Annotated in this window: 19 protein-coding genes; 9 read left to right on the forward strand and 10 right to left on the reverse strand. The window is 52.0% G+C overall.

Annotated features, from left to right (window positions below; genetic code table 11):
- Positions 1 to 44: 44 nt before the first annotated feature.
- From AC0YN0_RS22400 to AC0YN0_RS22410, 3 genes are read right to left on the reverse strand one after another with little or no spacing between them, the layout of a single operon-like run.
- Complete coding sequence (locus tag AC0YN0_RS22400; protein ID WP_475823244.1) at positions 45 to 1058, reverse strand: zinc-binding alcohol dehydrogenase family protein; 1014 nt, start codon at positions 1056 to 1058, stop codon at positions 45 to 47.
- A 51-nt stretch (positions 1059 to 1109) separates the two neighbouring features.
- Positions 1110 to 2630, reverse strand: a complete 1521-nt coding sequence (locus tag AC0YN0_RS22405; protein WP_475823245.1) for a UxaA family hydrolase — start codon at positions 2628 to 2630, stop codon at positions 1110 to 1112.
- Between the two features lie 3 nt (positions 2631 to 2633).
- Entirely contained in the window at positions 2634 to 4121 is a 1488-nt protein-coding gene (locus tag AC0YN0_RS22410) for a tagaturonate reductase (RefSeq protein WP_475823246.1), read from the reverse strand.
- A gap of 188 nt (positions 4122 to 4309) precedes the next feature.
- Here AC0YN0_RS22410 and AC0YN0_RS22415 point away from each other — a divergent pair, with 188 nt between their 5' ends.
- The 3 genes from AC0YN0_RS22415 to AC0YN0_RS22425 all read left to right on the forward strand — a co-directional run bounded on the left by AC0YN0_RS22415 (position 4310) and on the right by AC0YN0_RS22425 (position 5827).
- Positions 4310 to 5164 carry a helix-turn-helix domain-containing protein gene (locus AC0YN0_RS22415; protein ID WP_475823247.1) on the forward strand — a complete coding sequence of 285 codons (855 nt, stop codon included), beginning with the start codon at positions 4310 to 4312 and terminating at the stop codon, positions 5162 to 5164.
- A gap of 117 nt (positions 5165 to 5281) precedes the next feature.
- Complete coding sequence (locus AC0YN0_RS22420) at positions 5282 to 5449, forward strand: hypothetical protein (RefSeq protein ID WP_442050180.1); 168 nt, start codon at positions 5282 to 5284, stop codon at positions 5447 to 5449.
- A 183-nt stretch (positions 5450 to 5632) separates the two neighbouring features.
- A complete protein-coding gene (locus AC0YN0_RS22425; protein ID WP_475823248.1) occupies positions 5633 to 5827 on the forward strand; it encodes a hypothetical protein in 195 nt (64 codons plus the stop codon).
- An 82-nt stretch (positions 5828 to 5909) separates the two neighbouring features.
- Here AC0YN0_RS22425 and AC0YN0_RS22430 read toward each other — a convergent pair whose 3' ends face one another.
- Positions 5910 to 6821, reverse strand: coding sequence for an EamA family transporter (locus tag AC0YN0_RS22430; protein WP_475823249.1), 912 nt, complete (start codon positions 6819 to 6821; stop codon positions 5910 to 5912).
- Positions 6822 to 6989: 168 nt separating this feature from the next.
- Between AC0YN0_RS22430 and AC0YN0_RS22435 the strand changes: the two genes are divergently transcribed.
- Positions 6990 to 8189: an acyltransferase gene (locus AC0YN0_RS22435; protein ID WP_475823250.1), complete on the forward strand. Its 1200-nt coding sequence runs from the start codon at positions 6990 to 6992 to the stop codon at positions 8187 to 8189.
- Between the two features lie 96 nt (positions 8190 to 8285).
- Here the strand turns inward: AC0YN0_RS22435 and AC0YN0_RS22440 are convergent, their stop codons facing one another.
- On the reverse strand, positions 8286 to 8948 hold the full coding sequence (locus AC0YN0_RS22440) for an SIMPL domain-containing protein (protein WP_475823251.1): 663 nt from the start codon (positions 8946 to 8948) through the stop codon (positions 8286 to 8288).
- A 188-nt stretch (positions 8949 to 9136) separates the two neighbouring features.
- Between AC0YN0_RS22440 and AC0YN0_RS22445 the strand changes: the two genes are divergently transcribed.
- Complete coding sequence (locus AC0YN0_RS22445) at positions 9137 to 10123, forward strand: CapA family protein (protein ID WP_475823252.1); 987 nt, start codon at positions 9137 to 9139, stop codon at positions 10121 to 10123.
- 232 nt (positions 10124 to 10355) lie between these two features.
- Positions 10356 to 11243 carry a VOC family protein gene (locus tag AC0YN0_RS22450; protein ID WP_475823253.1) on the forward strand — a complete coding sequence of 296 codons (888 nt, stop codon included), beginning with the start codon at positions 10356 to 10358 and terminating at the stop codon, positions 11241 to 11243.
- 15 nt (positions 11244 to 11258) lie between these two features.
- Here the strand turns inward: AC0YN0_RS22450 and AC0YN0_RS22455 are convergent, their stop codons facing one another.
- Positions 11259 to 12116, reverse strand: coding sequence for a helix-turn-helix transcriptional regulator (locus AC0YN0_RS22455; protein ID WP_475823254.1), 858 nt, complete (start codon positions 12114 to 12116; stop codon positions 11259 to 11261).
- A 149-nt stretch (positions 12117 to 12265) separates the two neighbouring features.
- Between AC0YN0_RS22455 and AC0YN0_RS22460 the strand changes: the two genes are divergently transcribed.
- Positions 12266 to 14350, forward strand: a complete 2085-nt coding sequence (locus tag AC0YN0_RS22460) for a beta-galactosidase (protein ID WP_475823255.1) — start codon at positions 12266 to 12268, stop codon at positions 14348 to 14350.
- Positions 14351 to 14910: 560 nt separating this feature from the next.
- Here the strand turns inward: AC0YN0_RS22460 and AC0YN0_RS22465 are convergent.
- From AC0YN0_RS22465 to AC0YN0_RS22475, 3 genes are read right to left on the reverse strand one after another with little or no spacing between them, the layout of a single operon-like run.
- A complete protein-coding gene (locus tag AC0YN0_RS22465) occupies positions 14911 to 15435 on the reverse strand; it encodes a YfiT family bacillithiol transferase (RefSeq protein WP_475823256.1) in 525 nt (174 codons plus the stop codon).
- Positions 15436 to 15461: 26 nt separating this feature from the next.
- Positions 15462 to 15623 (reverse strand): hypothetical protein, encoded by a 162-nt coding sequence (locus AC0YN0_RS22470; RefSeq protein ID WP_475823257.1) that lies wholly within the window; start codon positions 15621 to 15623, stop codon positions 15462 to 15464.
- A 12-nt stretch (positions 15624 to 15635) separates the two neighbouring features.
- A complete protein-coding gene (locus AC0YN0_RS22475; RefSeq protein ID WP_475823258.1) occupies positions 15636 to 16037 on the reverse strand; it encodes a zinc ribbon domain-containing protein in 402 nt (133 codons plus the stop codon).
- Between the two features lie 74 nt (positions 16038 to 16111).
- Here AC0YN0_RS22475 and AC0YN0_RS22480 point away from each other — a divergent pair, with 74 nt between their 5' ends.
- Positions 16112 to 17053, forward strand: coding sequence for a ribose-phosphate diphosphokinase (locus AC0YN0_RS22480; RefSeq protein WP_475823259.1), 942 nt, complete (start codon positions 16112 to 16114; stop codon positions 17051 to 17053).
- Positions 17054 to 17203: 150 nt separating this feature from the next.
- Positions 17204 to 18100 carry a hypothetical protein gene (locus AC0YN0_RS22485; RefSeq protein ID WP_475823260.1) on the forward strand — a complete coding sequence of 299 codons (897 nt, stop codon included), beginning with the start codon at positions 17204 to 17206 and terminating at the stop codon, positions 18098 to 18100.
- 79 nt (positions 18101 to 18179) lie between these two features.
- Here the strand turns inward: AC0YN0_RS22485 and AC0YN0_RS22490 are convergent, their stop codons facing one another.
- Positions 18180 to 18596 (reverse strand): hypothetical protein, encoded by a 417-nt coding sequence (locus AC0YN0_RS22490; protein WP_475823261.1) that lies wholly within the window; start codon positions 18594 to 18596, stop codon positions 18180 to 18182.
- Positions 18597 to 18605 lie beyond the last annotated feature (9 nt).

Genomic DNA, 18605 nt, shown 5'->3' on the forward strand with positions numbered 1-18605 from the left:
GGCCCTCAACGGGCCTTTTGTCTACTTCTACCTGGGCTTAGCGATTACAGCTCGGTCATCGCCTTAATGACCTTCGACTCCGGCTTCAGCAAGTCGTCGAAGCGAGCCGGCAGCTCCGCGAACGGGATGCGGTGCGTAATGTAGCTGCACGCGTCGATGCTGCCGCTCTGGACGGCGGCCTTAACGGCCGCGAAGTCTTCCGGCGTCGCGTTGCGGCTGCCCATGAGCGTAATCTCGCGCTTGTGGAAGTCCGGATCGTTGAACGTTAGATCCGCCTTCACGAGGCCGACATACACTAACGTTCCGCCATGCGAGACGAAGTCGAACGAGGTTTGCATCGAACGCGCATTGCCGGTCGCATCGAACACAACGGTCGGATAATCGCCGTCCGTCAGTTCCGCCACCCGCGCTTTCGCATTTTCCAGCGCGTTAACCGTCTCGTCTACTTTCGCCCACTGTCTGCAGAAGGCGAGACGCTCCTCCTGAATATCCATCGCGATTACTTTCGCGCCTTGATGCTTCGCGAATGCCATGACGCCAAGGCCGATTGGGCCTGAGCCGATGACAAGCGCCGTATCGCCCTCGCCAAGACCAGAGCGGCGCACCGCATGCGCGCCGATGCTTAGCGGCTCAAGCAGCGCCGCTTCATCCAGCGACAGCTCGTTCACGACGAGCAGATGCGATACGGGAACGGCGATACGCTCGCGCATGCCGCCATCGATATGGACACCTAGCACCTTCATATCGGTACAACAGTTCGTTTTCCCTCTTCGGCATGCAACGCAATGGCCGCAGTGCATATAAGGAATGATGCTAACCTGATCGCCAACCTTCACACTGCCGCTCGAAACATCGACTTGCTCGACGATGCCGGACAGCTCATGCCCGAGCACTCGCGGATACGTGAAGAACGGCTGATTCCCCTTGTAAGCATGCAGATCCGTACCGCAGATGCCGATCCGTCGAATTCGAACGATAGCTTCTCCATGTCCAAGAGAGGGTTCATTATGCTCCACTAATTCCAGCTTATCTATTTGATCACAAATGATCGCTTTCACCTTACTGCGCCCCTTTATAACGTAATGTCTGCCTTTCGTACTTACTCTGTCCTACAAAATAACGCCGTCCTTGAAAATCGCGATCTCCTTAAATCCGTTGCGCTCATTATGCGTCTGCGACTCTCCGGAAGCTAAGCGGATTAGCTGCTCCCATAGCTCATCGGTCATCGACTCCATGCTCATATCCTCAAGCAGTCTGCCTGCATTGAAGTCGATCCAGTTCTTCTTCCGCTCGGCAAGCTCGCTGTTCGTCGCGATCTTCACCGTCGGCACCGGTCCGCCAAAAGGCGTGCCTCTGCCCGTCGTGAACAGGACAATGTGCGCCCCGCCGGCCGATAACGCAGTAACCGATACCAAGTCGTTGCCGGGCGCTTCCAGCAGATTAAGCCCGGTCTGCGTTACGCGCTTGCCGTAAGCCACGACGTCGGTCACCGTTGCATGACCGCCCTTCTGCGTGCAGCCAAGCGACTTTTCTTCCAGCGTACTGATGCCGCCCGCTTTGTTGCCCGGCGACGGGTTCTCATAAATCTCCTGGTTATGCTTCATAAAATAGTGCTTGAAATCGTTAATCAAATGAACGATATCGCCGAATACTTGCTCATCCGCAGCGCGGTTCATCAGAATCGTCTCGGCGCCGAACATCTCCGGCACTTCCGTCAGAATGGCCGTGCCGCCGGCTCCAATCAGCCGATCGGACACCGCGCCGACGAGGGGATTAGCCGTAATGCCTGAAAGGCCGTCCGAGCCGCCGCACTTCAGGCCCAGCTTCAGCTTCGATACGGGAACAGGCTCGCGCTTGAACTTCTCCGCATAGGCGACCAGTTCATCGATCAGCTCCAGCGCTTCCTCGATCTCGTCCTCCGCCTCCTGCGACTTCAGGAACTTGATGCGTTCTGAACTATGCTCGCCGATCGCCGCCTTGAAAGAATCGATCTGATTGTTCTCGCAGCCAAGTCCGATAACGAGCACGCCCGCCGCATTCGGATGATTAACGAGCGAAGCCAGCAGCTTCTGCGTATGAACAAGATCGTCGCCAAGCTGAGAACAGCCGAACGGATGCGCGAAGTGGAATACGCCGTCAACGCGGCCGTCATAGATCGCGTTCGCTCTTCTCGCAACGATCTCGCACGTCTTATTAATGCAGCCTACCGTATTTATGATCCATATTTCATTGCGAATGCCAACCTCGCCATTGTCTCGCACATAACCTTGAAACGTCCGATCGGCGTAGGAAGCTGCCGCTGTCACCGCCTTCGCCGCTTCACGCGCCGCTGGCTCGTACGTATAATCAAGAACCCCTTTGAGTCCCGTCCCCATATTGTGCGTATGCACCCAGCTGCCCGGGGCAAGATCGGCTTTCGCCTTGCCGATGGAATAGCCGAACTTCAGGACGTCTCCGCCCTCGCTTACCGGCTTCGTCAATATTTTGTGACCCTTCGGCACTTCTTCCGTTACTTCAAGCAACACCGGCTTCCCTTCACGCTCTTCGAGAGTCAGCGTTTCCCCCTTGGCAAAAGGTTTAAGCGCAATAACGACATGATCGTCCTCATGCAGTCTGATCCAGCTGTTCATCACTCATGCCTCCATTTCTGCAATAATTGCGGCAAGCGCTATGACGAGCTGCGGATGCGCGGCAGCCAAGTCCTGCCCCCATATATCGCGAATACCAAGCAAGCTTCCTACCGTCTGTTCCAGCGGCCAGTCTTCAGACTGCGCCTTCTCCCACAATGCTGCAATGATATCCAATTGACCTGCATCGTCACGAACTATATAGGACTCGCCAGCAAGCGTATTCCCTCTAAAACCATCGCTAACCCGCTCCACTTTGTAATAACGAAGCAAACCTGCGAATCCTTTCATAAGGCCATCCGGCAATGGCTCCCCGCCTTCCGCATAGTACAGCAGAGTAGGCAGAAGCCTAACTTTGAATTTGCTCAGACTATTCATGGCAATGTCGGCAAGCCTGTGGAAAATATACGGATTCAGAAACCGTTCATATACCGTATCCGCATAAGCTGCAAGCTCTTCCGCGGCTATCGGCAGCGCAGGAATAATCTCCTTCTCTACGGTCTCGCGAACGAGCTTGCCAAGTGTGTCATGCTCCATCGCTTCTCTTACCTGTGGAATGCCGTAGAGCAAGCCAAGCGGCGTCATCAACGTGTGTGCTCCGTTCAGGATGCGCACCTTCCGAAGCTGATACGGCTTCAGATCGTCGACCCAGTGGACGTTAAGCCCCGCCGCGCGAAGCGGCAGCAGTCGCTCAAGCTCCGGCTCGGCTTCTATGGCCCAGAAGTGATAAGGCTCAGCCGTCGTCAGCATCGGATCGGAGTAGCCCCATTCGTCGAACCACGCTTCCGCCTGCTCTGCATCGGGATAACCCGTCACAATGCGGTCAACAAGCGAATTCAGAAACCGGTTATGTTCGCGAACCCATTGCTTGAACGCCTCTGGAAATCCCCAATCTTCGCTGTAGCGAAGCACGCATTCGCGCAGCTCGTCGCCGTTGCGCTCCAGCAGCTCGCACGGCAGGCACACAAGACCTCGAGCCGAATCTCCTTCAAAAGCAACATACCGCCGGTACAAAAACTGAGCCAGCTTGCCGGGATACGATTGAATCGGCTGCCCGTCAACAAGCGCTTCAGGCCTATAAGCAAGTCCTGCCTCCGTCGTATTCGATACGACGACCTCAAGATCCTCGCTTTCCGCCAGCGCCAGCCAAGCATCCCAATTCGAATACGGATCGAACACCTGTGAGAATACTTGAATCACTTCGGTGCGCGAGACGCGCTCGCCCCGCTCCAATCCGCGGATGACCAGCGTATACAATCCGTCCTGCGCTGCCAGCGCGTCGATCTTCGGCTTGCCTCCAGGGCGCGGCTGCGTCACTGCAACCGCCCCGTCGTATAACCCTTGCCTCCGGCATTCATGCAGCATCCAATCCACAAACCCGCGAAGGAAGTTACCCTCGCCGATCTGAAGCACTCTAATCTTGCTGCTCGCAAGCAGCTCACTTGCCTCCACCTGTTCTGTATGCAAAACCTTGCGGTTCATTATCGTTGTCATTGTCTATCAAACTCCTTCGTATTTGGATACGAATCTTGTTGGGACAGTATCTGCTTTCTTCTTCATTATAAAAAACAATATCCGTGCATGAAATGTTCAGAAAGCGCTTATTTGTACTCTTTTTTGATATTTGATACAATCTCATTGACTGTTTAACGACAACCATTTGGAGGTATCCATCTGAACCGATGAACCCCTATCGCAAGCAATTCGACGCCAGCACCGCTTTCCCGTTCGAATACGTCTACCGCGACTCCAAGAGTGCGCAGAACGAGCTGCCCGACCATCTGCATGACTGGCATGAGATCGTCTACATCTATAGCGGCAGCGGCACCTTTTTCATTGATCAGACTTTCGTCGCTGCCGAGCCCGGCGATCTGCTGCTCATTCCCGGCAATACGATCCACCGCTCATTCCCTGATGCTGTCGATCCGAAGCTCTCGACCGCTCTCTTCTTCAGCGGCACGCTCGTTCACGGCTCGACGCTCGGCGATACGTTCTCCTATATGCGCTGCTTCGAGCTTGCGAAGCGGCAACGGCGCTATAAGCTGCTGACTACGGATGCCGACCGCGTACAGATCGAATCCTTTATCGAAAGCATTCATAGCGAGCATAAGGATAAAACTCCAGGCTACAGGCACGCTTCGCTCATCCAGCTGCAGCAGTTGCTGTTGCTTGTCAACCGAATGATGAGCGCGACCGAGCAATTCCAAGCGGCTTCCTCGATCGCGCCGCATTGGATGACGAGTATCCTCGCAATCATCGACGAGAACTTGGGCGAACCGCTCGGGTTAGCCCAGCTTGCCGCGCGCGCGGCCGTTACCCCCTCTCACTTCTCGCGTCTGTTCAAGAAGCTGACCGGCCTTAACGTCACCGAATACGTAACGACGAAGCGCATTATTCGCGCGAAGGAGCTGCTTGCCGAGACAGACTCGCCTATCGCTGAGATCGCGCAGCTGTGCGGGTTCGAGAGCTTGCCCCATTTTCACCGCATGTTCAAGAAGATGACCGGCTTAACCCCCGCCCGTTACAAGAAAATCTAGCTGCTCTCCCGTTCGAGCATGACTCTAGTGATGGTGTTGGTTACTTGCCGTTACGGCACGTCCGCCTCCCACATATGCTGTAGTTCAACACCGATCCGTACGGCAAGGAGGTTGTACATGCTTCGTTCGAATGTGAAAACGTACAAATATCGCGTCGGCAAAAACAAATATCTCGTCATCAAAATCGAGCAATTGGCATCAGCCAAAGCGTTCGACGGCAACGTCCTTGCGAGCAACGCGCTTAATGTGAAAATCTTCAAGACGGAAAAGCCAAGGCGCCGCTAGTCACTCCCGCCTGACAGAGTCATGAAGAGCATGCTCCGTGAGAAAAACTCCAATCGGAGTAATTCTGGGATGTGCGACCGCGTTTAAGCGGAAGTTTTTATCGCCAATCTGAATGATCTTCTTTACGCTTTATCGCTGTAAAACACTTAAACATTCTGATGTGGTAAGAAAGGGGGTGACCGCATGAAACCGAATAAACGCAAACATTCGCGTCAGACGAATACGACCAAATGGTCGAACGGCACGACGAACGTTCATGTGAAGCAAGGCGCCAGCGCTACGATTAATCAAGGCGGCAACGCATTCGCCATAAACGCTTCGGAGATTGGCGTCGTTCGCATTCGTCCTGGAGGACAGAGCGTACCGACTCGCAGCTAATAAATACAAATAGGACAGTCCTATGCCCGCCTTAACGGCGGCTAACAAGGACTGTCCTTTTTAGTGTTGCTATTGTATTCCCTCACGCTCCGAACAACCGCATTAACACGATGCCGGCAAACGCCAGCACGATACCGATCAGCTCCGTACGAGAGAATACTTCCTTCACGACCAGTCTCGTATACAGCAGGACGATCAGCACGTTAAGCGCCGTCACAGCGGATACGAGTCCCGCCTTGCCCAAGTCGAAGGCGGTCACGATGAACATCATGCCAACGACGTTCGTGATGCCGACCGCCATGCCAACGAGAAACGTCCGACGCGGACTCCAGGCTGCGCCCATCTTCTCGCTTGCCGCCGCCACGACGGCTACCTCCTCACCGTCACGCGATACGCTGCCTTGCTCGCGCTGACGGTCACGCAGCCACCAGACACCGAAGCAGCTTGCGCCGGTGACGAACATATAGAATAGCGTAGGGAACAGCTCCGCTTCCAGCAGCGTCGACCATTTGCCAGTGAGATCATTGCCCGCGAACAGCAGCATCGCTAGCAACCCCCACTGGGCGCCCTGCAGGTTGCGCAGCGAAATATCGTTCGAATACCGAACGAGCAGGATGCCGCCAACGATAATGGCGAAGGCGATCAGTTGCATAGCGTGCAGCCGCTCGTTCCATATCGCGAAGGCGACGACAACGACGACGATCGAGGGCAGCGCGGTCAATATCGCCACCAAAGATGCTTTGCCTACGGCGAACCCTTTGAACATGCTCGCATTCGCGCCGAACGAGAACAATCCCATTTGAATGCCGACGAGCGCCGCCGTCGACCAATGGGACGAATATAGCAGCGCGCACACGATGCTTATAACCGCACCCATCGTGAAGGTGCCGCATAACAGCAAATTGCGGTTAAGCGGTTTTTGACTTGTATAATGATAGAGGATGCCTCGCAAGCCGAAGCTAAATGCCGCAAGGACCGAATACGTCAACCACATGAGTTACCATTAGACCCCTTCCCTAAATGCCCTGTTGTCGTGTTCTATCATAGCAGGCGTTAGCGAATTTGTCTGCTCTCTCAATTGGAATCGTTACATCCTTATTGTATAATACTACCATTGATAGGATTACGAGTTTGACTCACTCACTAATTAAAGGGGATTCTTATGCCGGTAACGCAGACATCAAAAAAACCGCATCTACCCGAGCTGGACATTGTCAGAGCAATCGGCATTATGGCGGTCGTTATGATCCATTCCACTTCGTCGGCTGTAAGCAGCTACGACCATTCATCATCCTTTTATCCGGTTTATGTTTTTCTCAACTTGTTCTCCAAATTTGCCGTACCCGTCTTCATCTTCTTAAGCGGTTTCGTACTGTTCTACAACTATTACGGGAAACCATGGACGTTAAGATCGACCGGGCAATTTTACAAAAAACGCATTACGAAGCTGGCTATTCCATTCGTCCTATTCTCATTTCTCTATTGGGCTTTCGTTAAGGTGGTCGGTCCGGGCTTCGTCGATCTGAAGACGTTTATCGGTTATTTCACCGATCCCATATTCTGGGACAAGCTTCTAATCGGCAAAACGTATACGCATCTGTATTTTGTCATCATCATCATTCAGTTCTATCTGCTTGCGCCTCTTATGCTACGCGCCCTAAAGCGATTCCCCTTTCTTAGCAATCATATCATCTGGATCGGACTGCTCGTACAGTGGGTGTTCATTTATAAGATCGTACCTATGTACCATTTGAAATATGCCGCTAGCTATTCGCTAACTTATATGTTTTATTTTGCGGCAGGAGCGTTTATCGGAATCCATTACTTGAAGCTGGCAGGCTGGATTAAGATTCAGAAGCAGAATGCCTCGGCTGGCAAAATAGCAGCTTGGATCGCGCTTTGGACGTTGTTCCTAGGCAGCGGCATTTATATGGTGATGAACGGCTATCATATGAATGTGTATGGTCATTTCCTTATTACATCGAAGCAATTGGAATACGTAAATGAGGTGCAATGCGTAACGGCAGGCCTCGTGCTCATTCAGCTCTCGCACTGGATCTACGACAGGTGGAATAAGGTATTCGTTCGCGCGCTCCTTCATATCGGCGCAACGTCCTTCGGCATCTACCTGCTCCATCCTATCGTTACCTACTACAACCGGCTCATGCCAACTGGCGGAAGCTCGCTTCTCTACCATCTCTCGATGGCAATAGGGTTCATCATTGCCCTTAGCCTCCCATGGCTGATTGTTTCGCTTAGCGCGAAATGGAAGTGGCACTGGCTGCTGTTCGGTCCCCTTCCAACAAATAAGCAAACCGCGCCTCATAGCACGGCACCTCCCGGAGCCATAACAACCTTATAGGCAAAAAAAAGAAGAGGCTGCTCTCAGAAGCGGCCTCTTCGCTATAATGATTTTGTAATTATCCGTACGAATTAGGCTATAACGCCACCGTTACACCTACGCTTGCACGATCACATACTTCGCCCGTACGGACGAGTTAACGGTAAGCGTCCCTGCCTCAATCGGCGTCGCAACGCTGTCCGCGGCGAATGAGGCCGCCTTGAACATCGGAATCGGGCCGCTCGCCCGAGGCAATTGCTGCACTTCGAGCGGCACGCTCGAAATGACGACGCCGAGTGTCTGCGCTACTGTGATCGCTCGCTGGGCGGCATCTCTTACCGCATTCGACAGCGCCTGATGCTCGTAGAGCGAAGGCTGTGAGGTTGTCAGCCGAATGCTGGTCACGGAATTAGCTCCGCTTGCGACAGCAGAATCTACCACAGCGCCGGTCTGCGCGACCTGATCCACCGTTACTTGCAGCATATTGGTCACCTGATAGCCGCGAAACACCTGCTTCCCGTCAACGAAATCATACATCGTATCGATTCGGTAATCCTGCGTCTGCAGCTTCTCGCGCGGGATACCTAATTCTAGCAGCGCTTCAATAACCTCAGTAGCAATCTTCGCATTGTCCGCTTGAACGCTCTGAAGCTCCGTTCCTTCCGTGACTACGCCAAGATCGATGATAGAGCGGTCGGCAGGCGCCGTAGCTGTTCCTTCTCCGATCACCTCAATCGTCCCTGGATTTCTCTGCACGAATGCAGGTGCAACGCCTCCCATGGGCGTTCCTCCATATCCGTTCATGTGCCAGCTCCCTTCTACTTCCAAGCTATTTGCTGATTACTATGGGTCTATACACTCTAACGAATTGCTCCATATATATGTTTCACCCTCCTAGTCGTATACCGCGCGCACGGTACGCCTGTTCGAATAAAGTATTACATCTTGTACTTGGGAGAGGTGAACCATTGACTACCATTACTATCGGGGCGATTGGCGATTTGCTTATGAAAAATCCGATCATAGATTCTGCTAGAATCGGGCGAACGAGCCGTTACGCCTTCGGCCCTATATTCGCCGGCGTCGCTCCTCAACTGCGCAACAACGACTTGCTTATCGGCAATCTGGAGACGACATTCTCGGGCACGCCATGGTTCGGCAGCAATCCGAATCGGGTAGGCCGATACGAGCTTCGCAACAAGCGAACCGGCAACCCGCTGTTCAACTGTCCCGATGAGCTTGCTTCCACGCTGAAAAAAACAGGCTTCCACGTCATGACGACGGCCAACAACCATTGTGCCGACGGCGGCATGTATGGGCTGAACCGGACTTTAGGCATTTTGGACAGCCTAGGCATTAAACATACGGGCACAGCAAGATCATTAGAAGAATCCCGCAGACAGCTCATTATGCGCGTCAAAGGCATCGATATCGGCATTCTATCCTATACGTACGGGACGAATCGTATGCCAGTTTCTCAGCCGCATAAAGTTAATCTTATCGAGCCTCGGCGAATTGCCGCAGATATCGACCGAATCCGGAGGAAGAGCGACTTTGTGATCGTCTGCCTTCACTTTGGAACGGAATACCGCACCCGGCAAAACGCCGAGCAGCGCCGCCTCGTCGCCTTATGCTTCAAGCATGGCGCGAACGTCGTATTAGGTGCTCACCCGCATGTGCTTCAGCCCGTAGTGACAAGCAAAGTGAGAGACAAATATGGCGTAGTCAAGACGAGAGTCGCAGCTTACTCCCTCGGCAACTTCCTCTCGCATAAGCTGCATAACAGGATAGATACGATTCGAGCGATGATCCTTAAGCTTACGATTACGAAGGATGCGAAGGGTTCGACTGACATCGTAAGGGTAGGCCGCATTCCAACGATTGCTAGATCGTTTAAGCTGAATGGTCAAAAAACGTTCAGACTCGTCACCGAATCTCGACGAACACTCCAATAAGGCCAAGACTAGCGAATATATTATTACGGGCGCGCTGCCTCGCCGCAGGGCGCCGCGTATATTCAAAGGCGATGCCGGCATAATAATCCAAATAGAATAGGAATCTAATTGTTTTCAATAGAACGAATAAAGGGTACGGTGAAGTTGCATTTGCATGTTTACTTAGATTACTATAAGTTATATACTTATTATAAGTAAGTATTAGGATATGAAATTAGGAAGGAGCAGTGAAATGACGACTCCATTAAATCAATCGATTTCACTTGGCGAGGTTAAGCTTCGAGTTAGCAATCTGGAGCGTTCGATCCGCTTCTATGAGGATATTGTAGGATTAAAGCTGCTCGTGCACAGCGATGATGGTCAATCTGCCATGCTTGGCGTAGCGAGCGAAAATGAAGAAGCCGCAAAAATTTTGCTCGTGCTGGAAGAAATTCCGCACGCGGTCATTCCAAGAAGACGTTCGCATGCCGGGCTGTACCACTTCGCTCTCTTGCTTCCTGATCGCAAGTCGTTATCGCTTGTTGCCCGCCATCTAACTTCGGCCGGTATTCCCATCGGACAAGCCGATCATCTTGTGAGCGAAGCGCTTTACATCTCCGATCCCGATCATCACGGCATTGAAATATACGCCGATCGACCGCGCGAGGAATGGCAGCGTGACGCCAAAGGTGATTACGTCATGGCTAACGCCCCGATTAACTGGGATAGCCTGCTTGCAGCAAGCCAAGGGGAACATTGGAGCGGACTGCCGTTCGGAACTGTCATGGGCCATATCCATCTTCATGTCAGCGACCTCGGGTCCTCGCGTGCGTTTTATATCGACAAATTCGGCTTCGACATCGTCGGTGACTATAAGGAAACGATGCAGGCACTGTTCATTTCCGCCGGCGGCTATCATCACCATATCGGGATGAACGTATGGGCTGGCGTCGGCGCTAGCTTGCTAGGGGCGGATTCCGTCGGATTAGACTACTATACGATTGTGTTCCCGAATGCGGAAGCTCGCAAGCAGTTGCTAGAGCATCTGCGCAGCAATGGTATTACGGTTACAGAGAGAGGCGAAATCGCCATCGCTTATGACCCGACTGGTATCGAGATTCGCCTGCGGTATCGCAGGTAAACCAGTTGGAACGTTCTATGTCCTGCCCGCGCTTTGTCCGCGTATCGTACGGTATTGCTTCGGCGAAACGCCTTCCGCCGCGCGGAATACACGGATGAAGTAGCTCGTCTGCGAAAAGCCCGTTCGGGCGGCAATTTCCGTTATCGGCAGCAAAGTGGTGGCGAGCAATAGCTTCGCTGCAACGAGGCGGCATTCCGTCACATAATGATTCGGCGTCTTGCCCATTACCTGTTGAAACAACCTCAGAAAGTGAAACGCGCTGTAGCCCGATAGCGCCGCCATACGCTCAAGCGTCCAGCCTTCCTCGCAGCGATGGCGGATTTGGTCGGCTGCGGCGCGAATCACGTTTTGCTTCTCCAATCCAGCCGAGCCCTCGAGCCGCACCGAATGCTGAGCGAGCTCCACTAATATTTCGTAGAGCAGCGCCGATAGACGCGGCTCATTCCTCGTTTCGAACGGACGGCATAGCCCGTACATCTCCTCCGTCAGTTGCTTGAACCTCTCCTTGTTGGAGAAGGTGAAGAACCAGCTCCCGAAATCCTCTGCTTCCCTCAGATGAGGCAATTGAATCGTTGTGTCGAAATGAATCCACCGCACATCCCAAGTATCTTCGGGGATCGTCCCGTATTGCTGGTAAGCGCCGCGCGGAAACAGGAATCCGTCACCCGCCTTCAGCAGCAGCTTTTCGCCTCCTGTATTGTTCACTGCATACCCGCTTCCACTAAAGATGAAATGCAGATTGTAATCCATCATTTGTCCTTGTTCTCTTCGCTCAGCATGCTGTGGATAGTCGTTGTACCTTCCGAGCGAATCCGGGTAGCACACATATTCAGAGAACGCCGGCTTCGGTAATACGAAATGCTCCAGCATCATTCGGCCCCCTACTGTCCAACTCCGCAATATTCTAATATCAAAAGCAGTATATTATTATTTACGATTCTACATATCGTTTTTACAATGATTAATATACACTACAACCGCAATATAGTCACACTAGAGCGATACCCAAGGAGGAAGTTACAATGAATATAACGAGTACTAACCCACATGATAAAGCGCTGGAGGAGTTCAAGCTTGGCGTCTGCTATTACCCTGAGCATTGGAAGGAAGAGCTATGGGAGGACGACTTCCGCCGGATGCGCGAGCTAGGCTTCACGGTCATCCGAGTTGCCGAATTCGCATGGTCAATCTTCGAACCGCAAGAGGGCGTATTTGAATTTGGACTATTCGATCGCGCGCTTGATCTAGCGCATAAGCATGGTCTGAAAGTGATCCTCGGCACGCCTACTGCTACGCCGCCAGCTTGGCTGACACACCGTTACCCTGAGGTGCTTAACGCCACGGTAGAAGGCGTCGTCATGCAGCATGGCCTTCGCCGTCACTATAACTACAGCAGCCCGAAATACCGTGAGCTGTCCGCCATTATTACACGGAAGATGGCCGAGCAATATAAGAATCATCCGGCAGTCATCGGCTGGCAGATCGACAACGAGTTCAACTGCGAGATCGGAGAGTTCTATGCGGAAGCGGATCATATTGCCTTCCGCGCTTGGGTGAAGGCAAAGTATGAAACGCTGGACCGTTTGAATGAGGCATGGGGGACCGTGTTCTGGAGCCAGACGTATTCGGACTGGGAACAAGTATTTCTTCCGCGAATCGGTCCAGGAGGCAAGCAGCCGAATCCGCATCTGGCGCTCGACGAGAAACGGTTTATTTCCGATAATACGATATCATTCGCGAAGGTTCAGGCCGATATTTTGCGCGAGCTAGCTCCGAACCATTGGGTAACGACGAACGGCTTGTTCGGGCATCTTAATAATCACCAAATGACTGATGAGCTGCTCGATTTCTTCAGCTACGATTCATATCCGCAGTTCTCGACTATTTACTTTGATCCGAACGAGGTCAATCCGCTTGCCGACAGAGGCTGGAGTCAGTCGCTCGGCGCTGTTCGCTCGATCTCACCGAACTTCTGCATCATGGAGCAGCAGGCCGGTCCGGGCGGCTGGGTGAACAAAATGGATATGCCGTCTCCTAAGCCGGGACAAATGCGTCTATGGACGTATCAATCGATCGCGCATGGCGCGAATATGGTGCTTTACTTCCGCTGGCGGACTGCGACGTTCGGCACCGAAATCTATTGGCATGGCCTTAACGATTACCACAACCAGCCGAATCGCCGCGTGCGCGAGGCCGGTCAGATCGGCGCAGAGCTCGCTGCTGCCGGCAACCGTATCGCCAGCACCCGCTACACGGCGAACATCGCTTTGGTTCGCGACTACGACAACGAGTGGGATGGCGAATACGATATTTGGCATGGGCCGTTCGCTTGGGCCAGCGGCAAAGCGTGGTTCAAAGCTTTGCAATATCGCCACATTCCTAGCGATACGTTATTCATGCGCGCGGGGACAACGCTTACCGATTTGCAGCGCTATAAGGTGCTTGTCTATCCGCATCCGACCATTATGCGCGACGAAACGGCCGCGTTGCTGGAGCAATACGTGAGAGAAGGCGGCATCGTCATCTTCGGCTGCCGTACCGGCTACAAGGATGAGCGCGGTCATTGCTATATGCGACCATTCCCAGGCGCTGCGGCCGGGTTATGCGGTATTTCCGTAGAAGAGTTCACGATGGTTAAGGGAACTCGCGCACCTATGTCGATGACCTGGGAGCAGAAGTCTGCGAGCGGCGAATCGGTTGTGACTGGCGCAGACTCGTTCAACGATGTGCTGCTGCCTGAGGCTGATACGGTGGAGGTTCTTGCAAGGTATGCGAACGATCATTATGCGGGCAAACCTGCCGTCACGCGCAATCGCCTTGGCGCAGGCGAAGCATGGTACTATGGCGCGGTGTTCAACGATGCAGCGGCAGATCAAATCATCGATCTGCTGCGGCTTGCATCGCCAACGCAGGAATGGCTGCAGCTGCCAATGCAAGTCGAGCTTGCGGTGCGCGAGGACGAAAGCGGTCCGCTCCACTTCCTGCTCAACTACAGCGAGCAGCCGGCTGTTGTCACGATCAGCCAGCCGAAGACCGACCTGCTTACAGGGCGGCAGCTTAGCGGCGAGGTTACGCTCGAAGGTTACGGCGTTGTTGTATTGAGCTAAAGAAAAACGAAGAAGCCTCCATCACAGCTTAAATAGCAGCTGCTGGAGGCTTCTTCGCTTCTACTCCTTTTCTGGATGTTCATCTTCGACCATAAGATGGATTTCCCATCCTATCTCTTCCCAGTAACTTATGTTTGCGCAAATAGGACGGCTTTCTCCGCCTATTCTGTCCATCAGCGCCACTTTCCCATCAACTTGCGCATTCCGCGCCGACCATAAGATGGATTTCCCATCCTATCTCTTCCCAGTAACCTATGTTTGCGCGAATAGGACGGCTTTCTCCGCCTATTCTGTCCACCAACGCTGCTTTCCCATCAACTTGCACATTCCGCACCGACCATAAGATGGATTTCCCATCCTATCTCTTCCCAGTAACCTCTGTTTGCCAGAATAGGACGGCTTTCTCCGCCTATTCTGTCCATCAGCCCCACTTTCCCTTCAACTTGCGCATTCCGCGGCGACCATAAAGATGGATTTCCCATCCTATCTCTCCCAGTAACCTATGTTTGCGCGAATAGGACGGCTTTCTCCGCCTATTCTGTCGACCCGTCGGCGCGCGCCTATATGTTAAGTCGATCTCGAAGAGACGTAATGTGTGCAACATGATGATTACCGTGCCAAGCGTACAACCCAACGTTATAATCAAGACGGATCGTCTTCTTCGATTCCGGATGAATGAACGAACGCTCGAAATCCGCTTCTTTCATCGCCTTCAACAACACAACCCATCGCTTATGCAGCGATTCCACCAATGTAATGGAAACCGCGATGTCTAAACTAACCGAATCCTCAAGCTCCGCCCAACGATCCTCGTAATAAGGCTTAATCGTCGGCTCGTCCTCAGTCAGCGCAAGCTTGAATCTCGTCAAACTGTTCATATGGCTGTCCGCAAGGTGATGCACGACCTGACGTACTGTCCAACCCCCGTCACGATATGGTAAGTTCAATTGCTCTTCGGTCAGGCCAGCAACAGCTTCCACTACTCTTGCTGGCAGTGCCTCAATTTCGCTAATCCATTGCTCTCTCTGAGACGTTGAGCATTCTCCTGCAAACTCGAATTTTCCAATTGGGTATCTAAGATCCATGTTGTGTCTCTCCCTTGATATAATGGTTATTCCTCCAAGCGCATCTGCACGCTTCTCTCCTTAAACCCTAACGATGCCCAGAACTTCCGACCGGCTTCATTCCAATCGATCACTCCGATATCTATGATCGACCAGCACATAAGCTTTGACGTCGCCAAGCCCATTCGAACGGTTAGCCCCTCTATCAATCCTAATCACCCTTAAAATAAAATGTCCAAACCCGTTCCGAGCTTGCCGCTCTTCTTCTGGCGCAAAATATCCGGATCGTACACCTCAACATATCCGCAATCCAGACAAGAGACGAATAGATAATGGTTATGCTGGATATCCATCAGCTTGCTGAGCCCCGTACCAGTCATCGCGACCTCCTTGATACTGCACTCCTCGCACTTGCACTTCACGCATGTAAAGCGGCTTATGATGTGATCCTCCACGCTGAGCGGCAGCTCCTGGTAGGCTGGATCTTGTTGTCGGCCATCCATCAATTCGTCTGCAACATCGTCAAAATCCGCATCCTGAACCTCATACAGCCGTTGTCGGCACTTCGGGCAACGTTTGTTCACGATCTCGACTTCGTTATGACACCAAGGGCATTCGATCATAATGATTTGTTCTCCCTTCCTTAGTTTGTTATGATTGAAAAAAAGAATGCTGTCTTTCATTAGGAGGATCACAGGTGCAAAAGGTTAAAATATTTTCCGGTTCCTCTAACAAACCGTTAGCTGAACAATTGTGCAAAGAGCTGAACATTCCGCTTGGAGATGTCGCTATATCCCGCCAACAAAGCGGCGAAATTCATGTTTCCTACGGCGAGTCCATTCGGGCATGCGATGTGTTTATCGTCCAATCGCTGTCCCATCCCGTTAATGAACATTTAATTGAAATGCTCATTATGGTCGACGCCGCCAAACGCGCATCCGCCAAAACGGTCAATATCGTTATGCCCTACTATGGCTATGCCCGGCAGGAACGTAAGTCCGCGCCTCGCGAACCGATTTCAGCCAAACTCGTTGCAGATGTGCTCACCACAGTCGGCGCGAATCGCATTATAACCGTCGATTTGCATGCCGACCCGATACAAGGATTTTTCGACATACCGGTCGATCATTTGACCGCGCTCGATTTAATCATTGACTATCTAACACGCAAAAAAATAACGAACCCGGTTGTCGTCTCTCCCGATGCAGGACGGGCAACTACCGCCGAGAAACTGGCAGGTCGTCTGAATTGTCCGTTTGCGATCATGATCAAAAACCGCCCTGCCCACAATCAGTCCGAGATTACGCATATTATCGGCGATGTCGAAGGCATGACGCCGATTATCATTGAAGATTTGATCGATACGGGCAGCACGATCGTCAATGTCGTCGAGGCGCTTAAGAAAAAAGGCGCTCACGATGCTTACATATGCGCGACCCATGGCGTGTTCTCAGACAACGCGATTGGCAAGCTGACGCATCCGAATATTCGCGAGGTCGTCATTACGGACACGATCGCCATTGACGAGAACCATTCCGATAAATTCATCGTGCTTCCGATGTCGCCGATTATCGCAACAGCGATTAAGATTATTACCGAAGGCGGATCGATAGCAACGTTGTTTAAATCGGGTTCGTAAATGTTCGGAATAAGCTGTCCCTAGGCAGGTAAAATCTGCTTTGGGGCAGTTTTTTTATACCTAGAATGTGGAAGGTTAAAAATTATTAATCGGACATTACCCCCTATATCCGCTATGATGATCGAAAGTTTAATCGTAGAGGGGGCAACCATGATGGAGAAAAAACGTTGTTTATTTTGCAGCGCTCTCGTATACGTTGCAACAGAGAGCGATTATGACATTTACAATGACTGCTATTGTGCGCCCGACGGCAATTACAGTCTTCATAGAGAAAGCTATGAGCTAATCCATGCCTTGTCGAATCCGATTAAGATGCAGCTCTATACAAGTATATCCGGCTACATTCGCGAGATGACCGATTGCGGCGAGTCTGTTTCACTGACTTTCGAAGACTTGGATTCGATTCGCAATAGCTCTGCCATACCGGTTTCCGTAGAGGAGAAGGGCGCACGCTTGCTCCAATATTTGTACAGGCATTCCGACAAAGCCGGAGATGCGGTTATGATCCATCCGCTAAGCCAACACTTTAATTTAACGTATTCGCCCACCATGCAAGAGCTTGTGTATATCATCGAGAAGCTAAGAGAAGAGCAGCTCATCGATCGGGAAGGAATGAGGTTCAAGCTGACTGAGAAAGGCTGGAGCGAGGCAGTGACGAGAGCCGCAGGCAGAAAGATGAAGCCTTGTTTCGTCCTGATCGCCGGCAGCCCGGATGAGTTTGCCGACTGGTCGGATAACTTATTGCCCAAGCTTGAGCAGTGCGGATACTTGCCAAGGTTAGTCAATTATTCCGGCCACAGGCGCGAGGATCATCCTACGCCTCAGCAAATTGCGGAAAGCAAGCTCGTTATTGCTGACGTTAACGCCGATGCGCCTGAACTGTTTTTTGATGCAGGATATGCAAACGGCAAAAAAATCAACGTCGTATGGACGATTAACCACAGTCGCGTAGACGCCAGTCAAATAGTCCATCATTCGCTTATTCGTCCAATCGTATGGGAAACGACGGATGAGTTGGGTGCGATGCTGCAGCAAAGACTGAGTTAACGGAACCTCGATCGACAATCATCCTATTGGAAAAAAAACCAAATCTACTGAACGGGTACAGCAGAGTTGGTTTTCTTTCTTATTTTTGTATTTTGAAAGTGAATTTCCAATCGGCGCTATTGCCAGAATATCTTCCTCTATTTTCCGTTACCGTTACCTTTAATGATTTGCTTATCGTTTTCGTTACGTTAGCCGCTTTGACGGACAACGTCGCCGTTCCCGATTCAGGGATCTTATCCTGCTCCTCGGCGTACGCTTTAAGCTTGATGCTGTCTGTCGTTTTCAAGGTCAGCGTAACCGTGCTTCCTGTTTTGACTTCCTTGCCATTCACATACGCGGCCGCATACCACTCATTGCCTACATGGTTATTTTCAACTAACTCCATGCTCACTAATGTTACCTTTAACTTCACTGTTTTCGCTTCTGCCGACACCGGATGCACTAGAAGCATGGATATCAGAGAAAAAACTGCGATACTTTTCAATAATTTAAACATTGAGAGTGC

This window comes from Paenibacillus sp. J22P218, from assembly GCF_056269195.1.

Excerpts from the sequence above, each read along its gene's own strand:
- AC0YN0_RS22405 (WP_475823245.1), bottom strand. The coding sequence starts at position 2,630 with ATGAACAGCTGGATCAGACTGCATGAGGACGATCATGTCGTTATTGCG.
- AC0YN0_RS22410 (WP_475823246.1), bottom strand. The coding sequence starts at position 4,121 with ATGACAACGATAATGAACCGCAAGGTTTTGCATACAGAACAGGTGGAG.
- AC0YN0_RS22415 (WP_475823247.1), top strand. The coding sequence starts at position 4,310 with ATGAACCCCTATCGCAAGCAATTCGACGCCAGCACCGCTTTCCCGTTC.
- AC0YN0_RS22420 (WP_442050180.1), top strand. The coding sequence starts at position 5,282 with ATGCTTCGTTCGAATGTGAAAACGTACAAATATCGCGTCGGCAAAAAC.
- AC0YN0_RS22425 (WP_475823248.1), top strand. The coding sequence starts at position 5,633 with ATGAAACCGAATAAACGCAAACATTCGCGTCAGACGAATACGACCAAA.
- AC0YN0_RS22430 (WP_475823249.1), bottom strand. The coding sequence starts at position 6,821 with ATGTGGTTGACGTATTCGGTCCTTGCGGCATTTAGCTTCGGCTTGCGA.
- AC0YN0_RS22435 (WP_475823250.1), top strand. The coding sequence starts at position 6,990 with ATGCCGGTAACGCAGACATCAAAAAAACCGCATCTACCCGAGCTGGAC.
- AC0YN0_RS22440 (WP_475823251.1), bottom strand. The coding sequence starts at position 8,948 with ATGGGAGGCGTTGCACCTGCATTCGTGCAGAGAAATCCAGGGACGATT.
- AC0YN0_RS22450 (WP_475823253.1), top strand. The coding sequence starts at position 10,356 with ATGACGACTCCATTAAATCAATCGATTTCACTTGGCGAGGTTAAGCTT.
- AC0YN0_RS22455 (WP_475823254.1), bottom strand. The coding sequence starts at position 12,116 with ATGATGCTGGAGCATTTCGTATTACCGAAGCCGGCGTTCTCTGAATAT.
- AC0YN0_RS22460 (WP_475823255.1), top strand. The coding sequence starts at position 12,266 with ATGAATATAACGAGTACTAACCCACATGATAAAGCGCTGGAGGAGTTC.
- AC0YN0_RS22465 (WP_475823256.1), bottom strand. The coding sequence starts at position 15,435 with ATGGATCTTAGATACCCAATTGGAAAATTCGAGTTTGCAGGAGAATGC.
- AC0YN0_RS22475 (WP_475823258.1), bottom strand. The coding sequence starts at position 16,037 with ATGATCGAATGCCCTTGGTGTCATAACGAAGTCGAGATCGTGAACAAA.
- AC0YN0_RS22485 (WP_475823260.1), top strand. The coding sequence starts at position 17,204 with ATGATGGAGAAAAAACGTTGTTTATTTTGCAGCGCTCTCGTATACGTT.
- AC0YN0_RS22490 (WP_475823261.1), bottom strand. The coding sequence starts at position 18,596 with ATGTTTAAATTATTGAAAAGTATCGCAGTTTTTTCTCTGATATCCATG.